Origin of the sequence: Phocaeicola sp. RTP21198st1_B8_RTP21198_201120, assembly GCF_040929485.1 — a bacterium.
Lineage (GTDB): Bacteria > Bacteroidota > Bacteroidia > Bacteroidales > Bacteroidaceae > Phocaeicola > Phocaeicola dorei.
Window position 1 is genome coordinate 17,109 of the sequence record NZ_JBCOCI010000002.1, and the last position, 16,317, is coordinate 33,425.

Here is a 16,317-nt window from a genome sequence, read left to right on the forward strand (position 1 = left end):
ATGAATTGTAGAATCAAAATTTAGCTATCATCGCATTATTCTCATATTGTTTGGGATTCGCCCAATCGTCTATCTTTTGGTAGAGCAAATCGAAAAGCGATCGCCGCGTTATCATAAAATGGGCACTGACGATCATTCCCTTCTTTAATATTCCTTTCTGTCCGCTTTTCAGCATAAGATAGTTCCGCTCCATTTGACATTTCACTTTATAGAATGAGTTTCCCTGACTGTCGGTTAGGAAGTCTGATGAAATTTCGGTCACTTTGCCGGGTAATGTTCCCCATTCATTATAATTAAATGATTCCACCTGTACATTGACCGGCATTCCCAAACTCATAAAACCGATATTTCGAGGAGTAACATATATTTCCATACACAGTGTGGAATCCGGGCTGATAACTGCCAATGACTGTCCTGCCTGTATACTGCTTCCCCTGTATATGCCGGAAAATTGATCAATGGTTCCACTTATCGGACTACGAACTATATAGAGTTCTTTATCTTTCAACTCTTGCTTCAGTGTAGTATTCATTTCGCTACGAGAATTACGATACGTATTCAGATCTGCCTGCCACGTACTCAACTGGCTTTGTATCAATGAAGCCAGTTCATTTTGCCGGCTTTGATATTGAAAATAATATTTATCATATTCTTCTTCTGAAATCACTTTCTTATCAAACAGGTTTTTATTGCGCTTATACTCTTTTTCTGCCTGTGCCAAAGAGGTTTCCAATTCTTCTTTCTTTTTGATAAAATAGGTATATTCCTGTTGACGCACCGGAGAATGAAACCCGGCAGGGCATTCGCCTTTTGCCAGATAAGCCAAATCTGACAAATGTGCTTCATAGTCATTCAGGCGATTCGTTTGATAATTGATTTTATAATCGGAGTTATTGGTGCGGAAGCGGAGGAGTACATCGCCTTTATTCACTTGATCGCCCTCGCGCACATAAACTGAATCTATTAATTCTGTGATAGACGATTTTATTTCAGTTTTTTCAGTAATCGGCCTTACTACTCCACTGCCTTGCACAGAGATATCTACATAGATAAAAGGCAATGCAATCATAGCGGCAGTTACGGCTGCCAATACTACCCAATAGATAATCTGGGACTTTGTGGTGTGTTGATAGATGTATGTTTCAATACTGTTCTCTATCCATTCATTTGGTAATAACATAACATTTCTACTTTTACTGATTCATGCAGCAAAAGTAGAATGAAAGAAAAAGTATATGTGTTATCGAATTGTTATCTTTAGGTTAATATCTATAAGTTTATACAGAAAAGATTCAGTGTTGACATATTTTCAACACTGAATCTTTATTTAGAATGCACTATAAACAATTCCAATGATACCATTAATTCTTTTGAAACGATATCAAGCGTCTTTATTTTTTCTATATATCAATATGACATTATAAAAAAGTCCTATTATATAGATAATTATAAATGCTTGCACACTAGTTATCTCAAATACAAACTGTTTCGTTTTAAAATAAACAATCATCAAATTCACTAGTTGCATGGAAATAAATAGTATGACAAAATTCTTTGTATATAGTTTAATTCTACTCATTTTTTAATGGATTATACAATTGATTTAGTGGATATTCTTTAGCTTATCTCAATATATCACACTATGCATTTTTTGCTATCTCAATTAACAAGTGCAATTATTAAAATAAAACATTAGTTTCACAATTGCAATACCAAATTACTCTACTATAAGCAAAAGAGTACATACACTCCATACATTGCACAGGCCCCATAAAATGCTTTACCTATTTTATGTCCCAATTCTCTACCTTCTTCATAAGATCCTCCATCAATCTGTCGAAGTTCGTCAAAAGTTAATTCATTCATAATGATAATTTTTAAATTAATACTAATAAAGAGGGGATTCAACTATACCAACAAGTACCCCAATAAAAGAAGTTATATTACTCCAATTTTGCCTTGCCGTACTTGAGTTCATATAATAAGACATTGGTACTCCAGCTAGAATTTCTTTCAATTCAGATGATGTCAATTTTGATGTCATTATATCATTTTCCATTTTTTCTTCGTATTATAAAATTAATTGCTACTATCAGTAAAATAAGTTTACTCACTATATTTATAGAGTTAAATATACTTTCTTCTATATTCAAATTAGAATTTTGAAGGAGTAATACAAACAATACAAATACTACCAAAAATCCAAAAAGAAAAATAGTTTTTATCATTTTAACTATTCCACTATTATCTCTACAGAATTTCTCTATTATTGATTTGTACCTCATCATTTATATTTTTTTATTCATTTCATAAATATACTGAGTAGTTTAAATAGATTTTCTCATAAACTATTTTGATTACTATTTTTTACAAATTCAATATCATATAAAAATTATAGTAATATTACAATTTCTAAACTATAGTCAAAATTATATTTACATAAAAGCTACCAGCAGACAACATCCGCCAACAGTCCATATTTCTCATGGAGTTGTTCCATCTGTTCCGCAGTAGGAGGCATACACCCTCCCGATACCTGTACACGTTCCTCACCACTGAGTGGCTTCACCATGCAATAATCATTTTTTTTCATACTTCATTTTGTGTTTTATTGTTATATATGCGAATCAGTAGTTGAAATACCTACTTGATTCAGTTAGTTAAAATGTTATTATTCAATTAATTATCTCGTTTATTTATTTCTCAATCTCCTTGAAAATCAGTATATTAGAAGAATAAAACCACTCATTATTCTAATTATGATTCCCAAGGAGAAAGAGCTAAAACTTATAAAAATATATATGTACATCTGCGATATTTACCAGTCTTCACTGAAGTTTTACTGCCAGAGATTCAGTAATAATGCAACTCCTATCTTTACAGACCAGGAACTGCTTACCGTATATCTGTTTTGCGGAGCCTATCAGCGATACTTCCAAATCAAAGAGATACATACATTCACTGAAGAATATTTGCTCTCATGGTTCCCCAACCTACCTTCTTATCAGACATTCAACTATCGGTTAAACCTGATGAGTGAGGCCATTAGTGAACTTGTAAAGCATCTCATTACATTCTTTAAACCAGAGGATTGCGATTCTATGACATCACTTATTGACTCTATGCCTATTATTACCTGTGCAGGAAAGAATAAAACAGGAAAGGTAGCTACTGAAATTGCAACCAAAGGATACTGTTCTACAAAGAACATGTATTACTTCGGTCTCAAACTCCATGCTTTAGCCTTCCGCAGGGAAGGAACTATTCCATTCCCGGAAATGATTCTCTTATCATCGGCAGAAGAGAATGACCTGACAGTTCTTAAAAGAGAAGCCGCTGATAGCCTTATAAACAGAAACATCTTTGCCGATAAGATATACTCGGATTTTTCTTACTGGGGCAATAAGCAACAAGAACAAGGAACTACTATGCTAACTCCCGTGAAAGCAATAAAAGGAGAGGAACCAGTTATTACTCAAAGAGAGAAAGCTGGAAGAGAACTGTTCTCTACTGCTGTTTCAAAGGTCAGACAGCCTATAGAAGCGTTTTTCAACTGGCTGAATGAGAAAACAAATATTCAAAGAGCGATGAAAGTCAGATCAACATCTGGACTTTTAGTACATACGATGGGAAAAATTGCCATCGCACTCATTTATCTAATTTTTTAAAACAAGAATCAGAAATCAACTACTGATTCGCATTACTAATAATCATTCTATTTATTGCATAAGACAATAAGGCACCAACAAAAGTAGCAATTATATCTTTATAATCACATAATCCCCCTTCCACTATCAATCCCAATAATTCATATATCATCAATCCACATGAAGAATATAAAAGCAACTTAATCGGTTTGTACATTTCATTAGGAGAAAAAAGAGAAACAAGAATAAAAAAAACAACACATTCACCAAACAGATTAGTGTATGTATCGGCAAGATAGAAATCAAATAAATGATTTGTATATACCCAAGGACGGTAATATGTCCGGAATAGCAGCATTATTATGATAAAGAGACAACCTACTATCAAGTGAAGCAATCTATGTTTTTTTCTCATAATTACGATATCTAGTTGCTAGTCAGGAAAGCTTATAAGCAATCCTGACTAATAAATTCTTATTTAAAATTAATCATACTAGTATATTATATAATTGAATAACAATTGATATAACCACATAAATAATCAAGATAAAATTGATTCGCTTCAATTTTTTGTTTTCCTTTTGTAAATCCGTTTGTTTCATTATCTATTCGTTTTTATCCATAAGCTGTTGGACTATTTTGTGCCATCTGACCAAAATATTCTAAAAAATTACAAATACTTGCTCCTATAGAACCTACACTATTCCCCAAACTTCTCATTGCTTTATCTCCACCACAAAAACATTTACATTCTTGCTCAGATAATTCTTCATAAACACATTTCATAAAATAATACTTTAATGATTAATTTCTTGTTCCGTTCCATCCCTCATTAACCCCCACGCAAAAATCATCCCAATTATTGTATACATAAATTGCAGCACCAGCCACAGCAAGAGCTAAAGCGACCCATCCACCATTCACTTCTTGCATCTCATTCACATTCATTTCCTGCATCAAAGCACTATTTTCTAAATTTTTCATAATAGTATTTTTTTTATTAGTTAATAAATTGTATTTATCTAAAAGCCTACCAGCAGATAATATCCGCTAATGGTCCATATATTTTACGGAGTCGTTCCATCTGTTCCGCAGCAGGAGGCATACACTCTCCCGATACCTGTACATGTTCCTCACCACTGAGTGGCTTCACCATGCAATAATCATTTTTTTTCATACTTCATTTTGTGTTTTATTGTTATATACTAAGAAAATAATTCTCTAAAATAGCTCCAAGAACATTCATATACAGAAACTGTCATATTACATTAATATCCGTACTATTTCCCTTTATCATCTTCTTTTTTTCTTACACTAATATTAAGTATCGCTACCAGAAAAAGAAAGCATACGGGAATCAACTTAGCCCGGTCTCCCTCATAGAGAAATAAAGCTATAGCAAGTAAAAATACTGATACAATATACAGAATACTCTTTTTCATATTCAACAGAATGTTGCCACACCTACTAATGCTCCACTGTATCCACCCAAAGCTTCACCCGAAACAGTCCGGCTCCTGTCAAAATACCAAGACCTGCACCACCGACCGCACCAGCTACATATTTAGCATACTGAGTAATTAGGGTTGTTTCGATGCGACAAATATAAATCTACTTTTTCAAACTCTTTGTTATCAGATTATTATCTTTAGATTAATGTTAAATCGTCGTACAAGACATATCATTTATCATCTAAAATAATATCCTCCGAAAAAAAGTATTGCTGCAACAATCCATATTATCAGCAAAGCAATAAAAATTCTTTTTGTCCAGCTATATGCTTTTTTTAAACTGATGACATAGGAAACATCTGACTTTCTATTCTTTTTCCAAGCCTCTATACTATGGTATAAAGGAATTATGCCTAAAACAGGACACATAAAAGTTAGCAGAACCGATAATAAAAGGACTGTTGATATATGTTCTTTTTCCATACTGATTGTTATTTTAAAATGCACAATAAATTGCACTGCCTAGTACTCCACCAACAGTACATGCTCCAAAAAACAAATCGCCAATATCACATGCTATAGGGTGGTTATTCTCATAAAAATCTTTATAATTTTGGTATTCATCATTGGCACACTGATACCAACTAGCAAGACTTCTTGTTTTTACTAAATTTTCATCATCAAATTCCAATTTTATATCTTTCAAGGTATTATCAGATATATATAATGTTGCAAATAGTACTTCATCAGTCGTGTAGTGATAAAGTATATAATTATTTTCGTCTATATTTTCTTTCACCAAAATAGCATCAAGTTTTATATCTCTATTATCCTCTCTATAAACAGATAAATAAAATTGTTCTATATTTCGACCTGAGGCACGAGTGATATAAGGAACCTCTTTGCTTTTCAATTCATAACCTAGTCCATTTTGTTTGATATCAATAATCACAGTACTTTTCCTTTCTTTTTCCATCACAGATTCGGAATTACTACAACTAAAGAACAACAATGTAATAAAGCAAGCGCAAAATGATTTTGCGATTTTAAATACAATTCTTTTCATATTCATATAGTTTTCTATTAATGCAAATCAATAGGAAGTACTGATACTGATTTACATTAGTTAATAAAATTGTACTTATATAAAAACCTACCAGCAGATAACATCTGCCAACAGTCCATATTTCTCATTTGTTCCGCTGTAGGAGGCGCATAACCTCCCGATATCTGTGCATATTCCTCGCCACTGAGTGGCTTCACCATGCAATAATCATTCTTTTTCATACTTCATTTTGTGTTTTGTTGTTATATACTAAAAAAATAATTCTCTAAAACGGCTGGGTACTACAAATACACTAGTCAGACTAGTACTGCTACTATAGATGTAGCATCCGCCATAAATATTCATACATTCTGCTAACGTCAGCGTTTTCATTTCATTTAATTCTTATCATGTTCTGTGTTCGTGTTATTATTTTCCCTATCTCAATATTAGGGCAATCTCTGATTCTTCTTTTGAACAAGCGGACAGTAAAAAGTGGTATACCGGTCATGTGATTTACGTCCCCACCTTGTTCGTTTATACTCGTTTTTTCCATATCTCTCTTTTTGGGTTTGTTTTGATGCGACAAAGGTAAATTGCTTTTTTCTAACTCTTTGTTATTGAAGTGTTATCTCTATGTTAATTGTTTATATATCTGGGTATACACTTACCTTCTTCATTCAATACATAAACAACTCTTCCTTCACCACCATAAATATTTTCTTTTTCTCCTTTTCTCAATTCTAAAATAATATTTTCCATAACTTATTGTTTTAATTTAAATGACTTACATTTGTTTTACATTGCAAATATACAGGCTATTTTTATAATAAAATGTTATCCGATTGTTATCTAACATTAGAAATATGTTATTATCTTTGCAAAAAAATAAACATGAAAGGTAGACACATTAAAATACTCACTATTTTTGGATTAATAGCAATTATAGCTTTACAAACTATATGGTTATGTAATGCATATATACAGTTTTCACAAAGTATATATAAAGATAGTAATGACATTTTAAAGAAGTCCTTAAACAGGGAAGCTTCTATTAGATTTGAAAAAACACCTAAGGGAACAATGATAAATGGTGCTCCAATAAAAGATTCTAATGAAATAGTACCGGAAATAGCCTATTTGAACGAAGGATTATTAAAACTAGGATTAGAACTATCATTAACTAATGTTGATTCCCTCGCCAATGATTTCTTAAAAGCTACTAATATTGAAAGTACAATAACTATCTACCTACTGAATACTGACACAGAAAAAGTTCTGAATAAAAGCAAGAATGATTTAGATATCCATTCATTCGGGATTATAAAAACAGATATAATTCCGATCCGGACAGATTTATCACAAGGTGTGCAAATGATTTTAATAAACCCATATTACACAATTATTAAACGTATGGGGTTACTGCTAATAGCAACTGTCATATTGATGATTTTTGTAATAGGATGTATTGTATATCAAATAAAAATCATCGCCAGACAAAATAAAATAGCCCAACTCAGGGAAGATTTTTCTTATGCCATGATTCATGATATGAAAACACCACTCAGTTCTATCACGATGTGTACTAGTTTTCTGCACAGTGGAAGACTGGATGACAAACCTGAAATGAAAGAGAAATATTTTACTATCGTAGAAAATGAAGCAGATCATTTATTAGCATTGACCAATAAGATACTTACATTATCAAAACTAGAAAATCATAAATTGGAAATGAATAAGAAAAAAATCTCATTCGAACCTATTATTGAGGATTTAAAAGAGAAGTTTATAACAAAATCTGACAAACCCATTCATTTCACTATTGATTTAAAAGCCAAAGAAGTATATGTTGATGAAGAATTTTTTAAAGAACTTATGAGCAACTTGATAGATAATGCCATTAAATATTCCAAAAAGAGTATTGAAATAAAAATAAGTTCGCATTACGATGATAAATATACCATTATAAAAATATATGATAACGGAATGGGTATCTCAGAGAAAGATCAAAGAACCATTTTCGACAAGTTTGAACGTGCTTCAGCAACTAAACGCACTAAATTTGGTGGAGCTACCGGATTTGGATTAGGTTTAAACTATGTTTATCAAGTAATTGAAGCACATGAAGGAAAAATATATGTAAACAGCATAGAAGGAGATTTTACAGAATTTACTTTGTTTATACCTAAAATTATGGAGGAACTATGATTAAACTTTTATTAGTAGAAGACGATCCCACTTTCAGTTATATCGTGAAAAGTGGATTACAGGAAATTATTGGTGGTTATGAAGTGATAACTGCTATGAATGGAAAAGAAGGATTGAAGGCTTGGGAAGAATATCATCCGGATATCATTATTTCGGATATTGACATGCCTGTAATGAACGGTTATCAAATGGTAGAGCGTATTCGTGAAACTGATGGAGAGACTCCTATTTTATTTGCTTCCGCATTGACTTCTCCCAAAGATGTAAAAGAAGGATATAAACTAGGTGTTAATAACTATGTGAAAAAGCCCTTTGTGCCCGATGAACTCGATGCGCATATACATGCCATTCTTAAAATAAAAGCAGGAACCAAATCACGCAATGAAAATGAACATTATAAACTGGGACGTTTCACACTGGATGCCAAACATGCCACACTGTATAATGATGAAACTGAAGAAAAAAAGATGCTAACTGTACGCGAGGCAAAAATACTTCAACTCTTCTGTAAGAATATAAATGAAACTGTGGAAAGAAAAGCTATTCTAAGCCGTTTTTGGGATACGGAAGACGATTATTTTAAATCACGCAGCCTGGATGTTTTTATCACGAAATTGCGGAAACTGTTGAAAGATGAACCTCGCATTGAATTGAAAAATATCCGAGGAGTAGGTTATACATTGTTACTGACCTGAAAAAGTAAGATATGTTCATGAGCAAAGTAAGTTAACTTACTTGCCCCTCGAAGTTAACTTACTTTTTTCACTTAATATGAAACCGAAACCGGAATACCTGCCTCTTTCACCAATCCTCCTATTTTATCCAATTCCTTATGAGTAGCTTTTTCCAAATCATGATCGGGCGTTTCGCGGTCAATGGTATAAATCATCACTTGACGCGGAGCTATCTTTTTCACAACCTCCAACCAAGGTAACACATACCGGTCTGTCGTATTATTCACATCCTGACCTTGATAGGTACCTTTCATGAACATAGTCTGAATAATCAGCTTTCCTTTGAAAGCTTTCATGCCTTCTATAATTTTCTGCACATCATAATGTCCAGTAGGACGATCCGTCAAATGGATATAATCCGTATCAATGGTATCCAGTTTCAATATATTATTATCTATCTTATTCAATGCATCAAATACCTCCGGTTTGTGAATAAAAGTAGAGTTACTCAATACACTCACTTTTGCCTGGGGAAAATATTTATCACGCAGTGCCAAAGTATCCTCTATAATTCCTGCGAAGTGAGGATGAGCCGTCGGTTCGCCATTACCGGCAAAAGTCAGCACATCCGGTTTAGGACCATTTTGCTGCATATCAATCAAACGGGCCTCCAAAGCTTCACGAACCTGCTCGCGAGTAGGCAGTTTCTTTTTCGGACGATGATCTTCATTAAAACCACATTCACAATAAATGCAGTCGAAGGTACAAAACTTGCCATCTTCAGGAAGAAGATTGATTCCTAAAGAAACTCCCAAACGACGACTATGTACCGGACCGAAGATGGGAGAAGGATAAATGATTGTTGACATAGTTTTTTTTTCAGTTGATAACAGTACAAAAATACAGAATGTTTTTCAGAATTTCAGCCTCAACTGCAAATAAAGGTCACTCTTTGTACTGCCGTCAATTTCCTCCAAGGCGGAACTTATCTTATCCCGATTGAAATAATGAGTAGTTCCGTACTTGGCCTGCAAGATAATGTGTTTATTCAATTCATAACGGGCGTTCACTGCCACACGCATACCTTTATAATAGAATGAAGGCATGGAAAAAGCATAGAGCACACTCTTTTCATAGATAGTAAGACGGGAATTATAGTCATCTGTGTTAAACCATGCGGCACTCAAATCAAGCTGAAGAGGAAGCAAATGGAAGGTATAAGCAGCACTTTGAGAAACCAGAAAACCATTGGAAGCAGATTGCCCACGAAAGTTGATGCGTACATAATCCGCTATGGTTTTCAATGTCAGCTTATCTTTCACGCTATAATTCAATTGGTATCGGCATTTCTGCTGAATAGATGGAATAGTTTGCTTGGTTTTATCCTCAGCAGTGAAGTCCTTTTCCTTCTTTTTATAACGATATCTTATAAACATTTCCAGTTCATAAGTAGGTGAATAACTTAATTGGAGTAATCCGTCCAATCCTTTGGTTCCTGCTTTGCTTACTAAATATTTCTTCCAAGGGAAATAGAAAAAATCACCATAACAAGTCATTTTGATATACTTTAAAATACTGGTTTCCAATCCTATATAAAATCCACTCTCATTTTGTACCGTACTTCCCTCTCCTATAGAACGAGCATAAACCGATTGATATTTGGCATCATAATACCTGTTCATAACTATTAACTGTGTTCCTCCTTTCGGTGAATAACGTAACATATTCATGGTTGCCCAAGTACCACATTTGTCTATAGCCGTTTCACCCAATAAAGAGAAGCGTTTCCAAAAGAATTTATAATCTCCTCCCACATTATAAAAGTCCTTTCCACGGGGATAATAAATATTATAGTACTTCTTCTCAGGATTCAACGGCTTGTTGAAAACATTATAAACAGCTGTTAATCCTAACTCACAGTACTTTCCATTATAATTTAAATTACTGCCAACCAACTGATTAGTTAATGTATTTTTCTTCTCAAACTCACGATACAACCGATGATATCCATCTTTTTTCAACGACCTTATAAACTGATTATCAACAATACCATCCATCTTCCGATAAGAATAGAAACCATCCAATGTCCATCTTTTCGCCAACTTATAGCTGACTGCCATTCCTTGAAAATAGTTATATTCATCGGTAGAAGAGTGCTTGCGTATTCCCCGGCTCTTATTTCCCAAAGTAGAGAGTGTAGCTGTTTTTCCCATCCCGAAATCAGTGTTGATAACTAGTCCATAACCATAGCTGACACGATAATTACCAAGAGCTAAAGTCTTGATATGACCTATATTACGAATTAACAAGTATAGTGAATAAAAATCATAACCTTTTTTATTTTGTCCGGTAAAGAAAGGTTCTCCTGCATCCTTTTCAGCAGTAATTCCTGCATAAATCTGATCCCGATAATGAAAACTATATCGCAGATTATGATAATATCCATATCCCAAATACTGTTTGTTCGGATTCTTTTTTAAAGTTTCTGCCGGGTACTGTTGATACCCGGCCTTCGTATAAAAAGGAATATCAACACGTGTTGATAACTCTTGTTTACCGTATTTCAATATCCGCTTTATATTTGGTTTATATTGCTCTTTTTCAGGAGTTTCAAAGTAAATAAAGGGTAGTAAATAGTGAATAGTCTGCCTGTCAATATCTTCAATCATCCATAACTCATTGCGGGTAAGCATAGGACCATATTTGTACAGATAATACAATATATTCTCTACCAGTTGGTCAGAGAGAAATGGAAAACGTTCCAGTTGCTCTTTAGTTGCTGTATTGATATTGATGGGATTTTCACGTAATTCGGAAAGCTCCTCAAAGTGAGTATCCCATTGAAACGAACTGTTTTCATCTTCATCCATCAATTGCTCTACCAGTTCTTCCCATACTTCCTGCGCACACAGGTTATGCACCGACAAAAGTATTGTAATACAGATAATTAACATTACTTTCAACAACCTGTTCATTTTGTAATTCATTGGCGTGTTTTAAGTTAAATAGTTTTATCCACTATACAGAGTAATCATATTTCTTGCTACTTTTGCACCAAGATGAAAAGGAAACTCTTTATAGCATTGTTTTTTTCCTTTATAGCCGTTGCTGCTCATTCCCAGCAACAAACGACTACTATAAACGGATACATAGTACCTGTATGTGTATACAAAGGAGATACTATTCCAGCTGTACAGTTACCTAATGTATACATTTTCAGACCATTAAAATTCAAAAACGAAAAAGAAAGACGGGAATACTACCGCTTGGTAAGGAATGTGAAGAAAACCCTGCCATTAGCCCGTGAAATTAACCGTGCTGTAATAGAAACTTACGAATATATAGAAACATTGCCTGACAAAAAAGCCAGGGAAAAGCACCTGAAACTCGTAGAGAAGGGATTAAAAGAGCAATATACACCGATTATGAAGAAATTAACCTTTTCACAGGGCAAACTGTTGATAAAGTTAGTAAACCGTCAGACGGATTCTTCCTCTTATGAACTGGTAAAAGCTTTTATGGGACCCTTTAAAGCCGGATTCTATCAAACTTTTGCAGCACTTTTTGGTGCCAGTCTGAAGAAAGAATATCATCCGGAAGGAGAGGATCGACTGACCGAACGGGTGGTATTGTTAGTTGAAAACGGACAAATCTAACTGATTCCTACTGTTTGAATTTTACTCTTATTATCTGAATTTCATTAATTTATTGGCAAACTCCCATACAATAATCCCTGTCGTTACTGATACATTTAACGAATGTTTTGTACCATACTGGGGAATCTCGATGCATCCGTCACAGGCATTGACTACTTCCTGTTGTACCCCTTTCACTTCATTTCCCATTACGATGGCATATTTCTTATCAGCATCCAGTTCCAGTTTGTCCAGCAAAGTACTGCCTTCCACCTGTTCGATAGCCAATACGATAAACCCTTGATCATGAAGTTCCTGAACGGCATCAAGCGTATTCTTTTTATATCTCCACTCCACCGAATTTTCAGCTCCTAAAGCTGTTTTATGCATTTCGGGATGCGGAGGAGTGGCTGTAATACCACATAAATAAATGCAATCTACCAAAAATGCATCCGATGTGCGAAACACTGATCCTATGTTGTGTAAACTGCGTACTTCATCCAGCACCACTGCTAAAGGCAACTTATCGGCTTTCTTGAATTCGTCTACAGTAAGCCGGTTCAGTTCTGTTATTTTGAGTTTCCTCATACTCTATTTTCTACTTTATTATTAACGGTTACAAACTTACATAAAAATCTATGATCTTTACGCCTATATAATGAAAAAGAAGCCTCCCCTACTCTCTTTTTATTTTTACTTCAGTCCCAAATCCATCTGTTTTACAATTGGATTTCTTTATACAAAAAAAGATAATAACTAATTCACATCCCCCTGTTGATAACGGTTGAAAACATGTAAAAAGGATGAGGATATCATTTCAAAAGTATTTCTTGCATATTTCAAATAATGGTATAACATACACTTAAAATCAACAATCCAAAAATTAATCACATAACTTAAACAATCAATATCAACACAATTTAATCACTATTTCAGGCGTTCATAACCATAAAGTTTTTAACTCATATTCTTATCAACAATATGTTAATAGAATAAGTAAAACCTGTATTATCAGTATTTAAGCCGGTTGATTATTTATTCATATCTTGGTATTATATATAAATAACTTATCAGGCAAGAGAAAGAACTCTTTTTTACTAACAATATAAACAGCCTATTATTAATACCATATTTCTTTTTTTTGAAAGAAGGAGAAAAAATATAGATATAATAGATACAAAGAAATTGTTGGTAACTGTTTATTGTGTTTCTTGAAATGTAACCTGTAATAATTTCCTGCGTCTAAGTAACAGAAATAAAAGGTAGAAGATCGCGGTCTTTTTATTAACTAATGCACTAAGATAAAGAATATGATAAAAAGAATATTGGTTGCCACATCACTTTTGTGTATGTGCTGCATACTTTTTGCTCAAAATGTACAGGTTAAAGGAAAAGTAGTTTCAGAAAATGAAGCGGTGGAATTTGCGAATGTCGTATTGCAGACAAAGGATTCTATATTTATAGCCGGAGGAGTAACCGACAGTAAAGGAAGGTTCATGATGGAGAATATCCAAGCTGGAAGTTATCTGCTTTGTATTTCCGGTATGGGATATACCTCCCGGATTATATCATTGGATCATTTAGCTGTTTCTAAGGATTTAGGCGTTATCATGATATCTCCGGAATCGATCCTGTTAAAGGAAGTGGTGGTAACGGGAGCCAGTGTGATAAATGCCGCCGACAGGAAAATTATCCTTCCTACAGCACATCAGTTAAAATCGGCCGGCAATGGTCTGTCTTTATTGCAGCAGATGAAGCTGAGCAGAATACAAGTGGATCAAATGCGTAACAAGGTAACATCCTCCGGTGAAGGGGATGTACAGTTACGGATGAATGGAGTAAATGCCGAGATACAGGATATATTGGTTCTTCGTCCTGAAGATGTGATTCGTATAGAATATCATGATGCTCCCGGTTTGCGATATGGGGATAATACGGCTGCTGTGATTGATTACATTGTAAGACGGCATGAAACCGGTGGCTATGTGGCTTTGGATGCGCAGGATTCTCCGCACGTACTTTTTGGAAACAATAATTTTATGGTGAAAATAAACCATAAAAAGTCAGAATTCGGTTTGAATTATAATAATGTTTATCGTTCGGTAGATAATTATTGGCGTAATAATTGGGAAACTTTCCGCTATGAGGATGGTTCTTCCTTTACACGGGTGGAAGATGGTATTCCGAGTAGAATTTCCACTTATGGGCATAATATAGGATTGAATTATAGTTTTCAGGATCAGGGGAAATGGTTCTTTAATTCCACTGTACGGTGGGCTTTTAATAAGAACAAGCAGAATAACCAAAGCAGTCTGTATGTTTTGGAGAAGCCTGAAGAAATTTTGATGATGAAAGAACATAGTACGGGCCGGACTTCCCGTCCGTCGGTGGACTTGTATTTTCAATGTAAACTGAACAATGACCAGTCATTGATTATCAATGCTGTGACTACTTATATTGACACTCAAAGTGACAGGAGTTATACGGAGGGGAAGAGTGATGAACCGCTGACTGATATTTATTCTACCGTATCGGGAAATAAATATTCATTTATAGGAGAGGGTATTTATGAAAGGAAAGTAACCAAGAAGAGCAGATTGAGTGCAGGAGTGAAATATCAGCAAAGTCTGGCGGATAATACCTATGGTGGAAACGAGTCATCTGAAACAAAGATGCATGAAACCCATGCGACAGCTTATGTGGAATACAGTGGGAAAATGGATCGTTTCAATTATTCTTTTGGACTGCAAGGCAGTTATTCCCGATTCAAACAGAAAGAGGAAGGATATAACAGGTATTCGTTATTGCCCCGTTTGAGATTGGGGTATCAATTTTCAGATAATGTCTTTGTCCGTTACCGGGGACAGATTTCACGTAAATCGCCCGGTTTGTCCGATATGGGAAATGTGAGACAATTAATTGACTCTTTACAGGTGAGAAGCGGAAATCCGGAATTAAAGATATTCACAGTATATAAAAATGAGTCGGAGGCAGATTTCCGGAAAGGTTTGTTTAGTGGTAATTTTCATTTGTCGTATCAGTATCAGCACAGGCCTATCATGGAAGAAACCATACGAGATAAGAATAACAGTTTTGTCGGTACCAATGCCAATCAGTTAAGTTGGCAGAAATTGAATCCTGAGTTGGAATTGAAACTCGGTCCTCTGAAAGATATTTTGACTTTTTCTTTTTCTACCGGTATAAATTATTATGATAGTCGTGGTTTGGATTATCATCATACATATACCAATTGGTATTACAGGGCCGAAGTGATGGCATCTTATAAAAGATGGTCCGGATTCTTTCAAATGGAAAATCATCGGAATAATTTCTATGGGGAAACATTGTCATACGGAGAGAGTTTTCATACCTTGGGATTGTCCTATCGATACAAGCGTTTAAATATCGGGATGATGACTTTGAATCCATTTGTTGATAATTACAGAATGGGAGGAGAAATGTTCAGTAAAGTGGCTCCTTCTAAGAATTGGTGGTATGTGAAAGAGAGCTGCCGCTTGTTTGTGGCAAAAGTATCATGGAATATCAGTTTTGGACGTAAGTATGAAACCATGCAGAAACGTGTGAATAACGAAGATAGCAATGCAGGTACATTGAAGTCGGGGAAATAAAAATCACTATTTTGGGTGGTCATAACCA

17 protein-coding genes are annotated in these 16,317 nt (G+C 34.4%); 5 read left to right on the forward strand and 12 right to left on the reverse strand.

Annotated features, from left to right (window positions below; all coding sequences use genetic code 11):
• Positions 1-13: 13 nt before the first annotated feature.
• The 3 genes from AB5935_RS01565 to AB5935_RS01575 all read right to left on the reverse strand — a co-directional run bounded on the left by AB5935_RS01565 (position 14) and on the right by AB5935_RS01575 (position 2,593).
• Positions 14-1,180, reverse strand: a complete 1,167-nt coding sequence (locus tag AB5935_RS01565) for an HlyD family secretion protein (RefSeq protein ID WP_368327317.1) — start codon at positions 1,178-1,180, stop codon at positions 14-16.
• A 545-nt stretch (positions 1,181-1,725) separates the two neighbouring features.
• Positions 1,726-1,866, reverse strand: a complete 141-nt coding sequence (locus AB5935_RS01570) for a hypothetical protein (protein WP_007834175.1) — start codon at positions 1,864-1,866, stop codon at positions 1,726-1,728.
• A gap of 580 nt (positions 1,867-2,446) precedes the next feature.
• On the reverse strand, positions 2,447-2,593 hold the full coding sequence (locus AB5935_RS01575; RefSeq protein WP_007834179.1) for a hypothetical protein: 147 nt from the start codon (positions 2,591-2,593) through the stop codon (positions 2,447-2,449).
• 208 nt (positions 2,594-2,801) lie between these two features.
• Between AB5935_RS01575 and AB5935_RS01580 the strand changes: the two genes are divergently transcribed.
• Positions 2,802-3,668, forward strand: coding sequence for a transposase (locus AB5935_RS01580; RefSeq protein WP_038612134.1), 867 nt, complete (start codon positions 2,802-2,804; stop codon positions 3,666-3,668).
• A 594-nt stretch (positions 3,669-4,262) separates the two neighbouring features.
• On the opposite strand, the gene AB5935_RS01585 is transcribed toward AB5935_RS01580, so the two are convergent.
• The 6 genes from AB5935_RS01585 to AB5935_RS01610 all read right to left on the reverse strand — a co-directional run bounded on the left by AB5935_RS01585 (position 4,263) and on the right by AB5935_RS01610 (position 6,905).
• A complete protein-coding gene (locus AB5935_RS01585; protein WP_007839227.1) occupies positions 4,263-4,433 on the reverse strand; it encodes a hypothetical protein in 171 nt (56 codons plus the stop codon).
• Between the two features lie 18 nt (positions 4,434-4,451).
• Positions 4,452-4,631, reverse strand: a complete 180-nt coding sequence (locus AB5935_RS01590) for a class IIb bacteriocin, lactobin A/cerein 7B family (protein WP_007847917.1) — start codon at positions 4,629-4,631, stop codon at positions 4,452-4,454.
• Positions 4,632-4,677: 46 nt separating this feature from the next.
• Positions 4,678-4,824 (reverse strand): hypothetical protein, encoded by a 147-nt coding sequence (locus AB5935_RS01595; protein ID WP_007841642.1) that lies wholly within the window; start codon positions 4,822-4,824, stop codon positions 4,678-4,680.
• Positions 4,825-5,335: 511 nt separating this feature from the next.
• Positions 5,336-5,581, reverse strand: a complete 246-nt coding sequence (locus AB5935_RS01600) for a hypothetical protein (protein ID WP_007834185.1) — start codon at positions 5,579-5,581, stop codon at positions 5,336-5,338.
• Between the two features lie 13 nt (positions 5,582-5,594).
• Positions 5,595-6,164, reverse strand: a complete 570-nt coding sequence (locus AB5935_RS01605; protein WP_008672354.1) for a hypothetical protein — start codon at positions 6,162-6,164, stop codon at positions 5,595-5,597.
• Positions 6,165-6,782: 618 nt separating this feature from the next.
• On the reverse strand, positions 6,783-6,905 hold the full coding sequence (locus AB5935_RS01610) for a hypothetical protein (RefSeq protein WP_007834190.1): 123 nt from the start codon (positions 6,903-6,905) through the stop codon (positions 6,783-6,785).
• Positions 6,906-7,037: 132 nt separating this feature from the next.
• Between AB5935_RS01610 and AB5935_RS01615 the strand changes: the two genes are divergently transcribed.
• Positions 7,038-8,351 carry a sensor histidine kinase gene (locus AB5935_RS01615; protein WP_007834191.1) on the forward strand — a complete coding sequence of 438 codons (1,314 nt, stop codon included), beginning with the start codon at positions 7,038-7,040 and terminating at the stop codon, positions 8,349-8,351.
• Complete coding sequence (locus AB5935_RS01620) at positions 8,348-9,046, forward strand: response regulator transcription factor (RefSeq protein WP_007854815.1); 699 nt, start codon at positions 8,348-8,350, stop codon at positions 9,044-9,046. Before AB5935_RS01615 ends, AB5935_RS01620 begins: the two co-directional genes overlap by 4 nt.
• A 71-nt stretch (positions 9,047-9,117) precedes the next feature.
• On the opposite strand, the gene AB5935_RS01625 is transcribed toward AB5935_RS01620, so the two are convergent.
• Entirely contained in the window at positions 9,118-9,894 is a 777-nt protein-coding gene (locus AB5935_RS01625) for a radical SAM protein (RefSeq protein WP_007834193.1), read from the reverse strand.
• A 45-nt stretch (positions 9,895-9,939) separates the two neighbouring features.
• On the reverse strand, positions 9,940-12,012 hold the full coding sequence (locus tag AB5935_RS01630) for a helix-hairpin-helix domain-containing protein (protein WP_007834194.1): 2,073 nt from the start codon (positions 12,010-12,012) through the stop codon (positions 9,940-9,942).
• Positions 12,013-12,174: 162 nt separating this feature from the next.
• Here AB5935_RS01630 and AB5935_RS01635 point away from each other — a divergent pair, with 162 nt between their 5' ends.
• The gene (locus AB5935_RS01635) at positions 12,175-12,681 is read left to right on the forward strand and encodes a DUF4294 domain-containing protein (protein WP_007847909.1); all 507 of its coding nucleotides are present in this window, start codon (positions 12,175-12,177) and stop codon (positions 12,679-12,681) included.
• A gap of 30 nt (positions 12,682-12,711) precedes the next feature.
• On the opposite strand, the gene AB5935_RS01640 is transcribed toward AB5935_RS01635, so the two are convergent.
• On the reverse strand, positions 12,712-13,248 hold the full coding sequence (locus AB5935_RS01640) for an RNA methyltransferase (protein WP_007834196.1): 537 nt from the start codon (positions 13,246-13,248) through the stop codon (positions 12,712-12,714).
• Between the two features lie 722 nt (positions 13,249-13,970).
• On the opposite strand from AB5935_RS01640, the gene AB5935_RS01645 reads away from it, so the two are divergent.
• Complete coding sequence (locus tag AB5935_RS01645; protein ID WP_368327318.1) at positions 13,971-16,289, forward strand: carboxypeptidase-like regulatory domain-containing protein; 2,319 nt, start codon at positions 13,971-13,973, stop codon at positions 16,287-16,289.
• Positions 16,290-16,317: the final 28 nt, after the last annotated feature.

What these genes read in the sequence shown, in the direction of transcription:
- AB5935_RS01630 (WP_007834194.1), bottom strand. Translation starts at nt 12,012, where the DNA reads ATGAATTACAAAATGAACAGGTTGTTGAAAGTAATGTTAATTATCTGT.
- AB5935_RS01595 (WP_007841642.1), bottom strand. Translation starts at nt 4,824, where the DNA reads ATGAAAAAAAATGATTATTGCATGGTGAAGCCACTCAGTGGTGAGGAA.
- AB5935_RS01590 (WP_007847917.1), bottom strand. Translation starts at nt 4,631, where the DNA reads ATGAAAAATTTAGAAAATAGTGCTTTGATGCAGGAAATGAATGTGAAT.
- AB5935_RS01600 (WP_007834185.1), bottom strand. Translation starts at nt 5,581, where the DNA reads ATGGAAAAAGAACATATATCAACAGTCCTTTTATTATCGGTTCTGCTA.
- AB5935_RS01625 (WP_007834193.1), bottom strand. Translation starts at nt 9,894, where the DNA reads ATGTCAACAATCATTTATCCTTCTCCCATCTTCGGTCCGGTACATAGT.
- AB5935_RS01640 (WP_007834196.1), bottom strand. Translation starts at nt 13,248, where the DNA reads ATGAGGAAACTCAAAATAACAGAACTGAACCGGCTTACTGTAGACGAA.
- AB5935_RS01615 (WP_007834191.1), top strand. Translation starts at nt 7,038, where the DNA reads ATGAAAGGTAGACACATTAAAATACTCACTATTTTTGGATTAATAGCA.
- AB5935_RS01585 (WP_007839227.1), bottom strand. Translation starts at nt 4,433, where the DNA reads ATGAAATGTGTTTATGAAGAATTATCTGAGCAAGAATGTAAATGTTTT.
- AB5935_RS01610 (WP_007834190.1), bottom strand. Translation starts at nt 6,905, where the DNA reads ATGGAAAATATTATTTTAGAATTGAGAAAAGGAGAAAAAGAAAATATT.
- AB5935_RS01645 (WP_368327318.1), top strand. Translation starts at nt 13,971, where the DNA reads ATGATAAAAAGAATATTGGTTGCCACATCACTTTTGTGTATGTGCTGC.
- AB5935_RS01570 (WP_007834175.1), bottom strand. Translation starts at nt 1,866, where the DNA reads ATGAATGAATTAACTTTTGACGAACTTCGACAGATTGATGGAGGATCT.
- AB5935_RS01620 (WP_007854815.1), top strand. Translation starts at nt 8,348, where the DNA reads ATGATTAAACTTTTATTAGTAGAAGACGATCCCACTTTCAGTTATATC.
- AB5935_RS01580 (WP_038612134.1), top strand. Translation starts at nt 2,802, where the DNA reads ATGTACATCTGCGATATTTACCAGTCTTCACTGAAGTTTTACTGCCAG.
- AB5935_RS01565 (WP_368327317.1), bottom strand. Translation starts at nt 1,180, where the DNA reads ATGTTATTACCAAATGAATGGATAGAGAACAGTATTGAAACATACATC.
- AB5935_RS01575 (WP_007834179.1), bottom strand. Translation starts at nt 2,593, where the DNA reads ATGAAAAAAAATGATTATTGCATGGTGAAGCCACTCAGTGGTGAGGAA.
- AB5935_RS01605 (WP_008672354.1), bottom strand. Translation starts at nt 6,164, where the DNA reads ATGAAAAGAATTGTATTTAAAATCGCAAAATCATTTTGCGCTTGCTTT.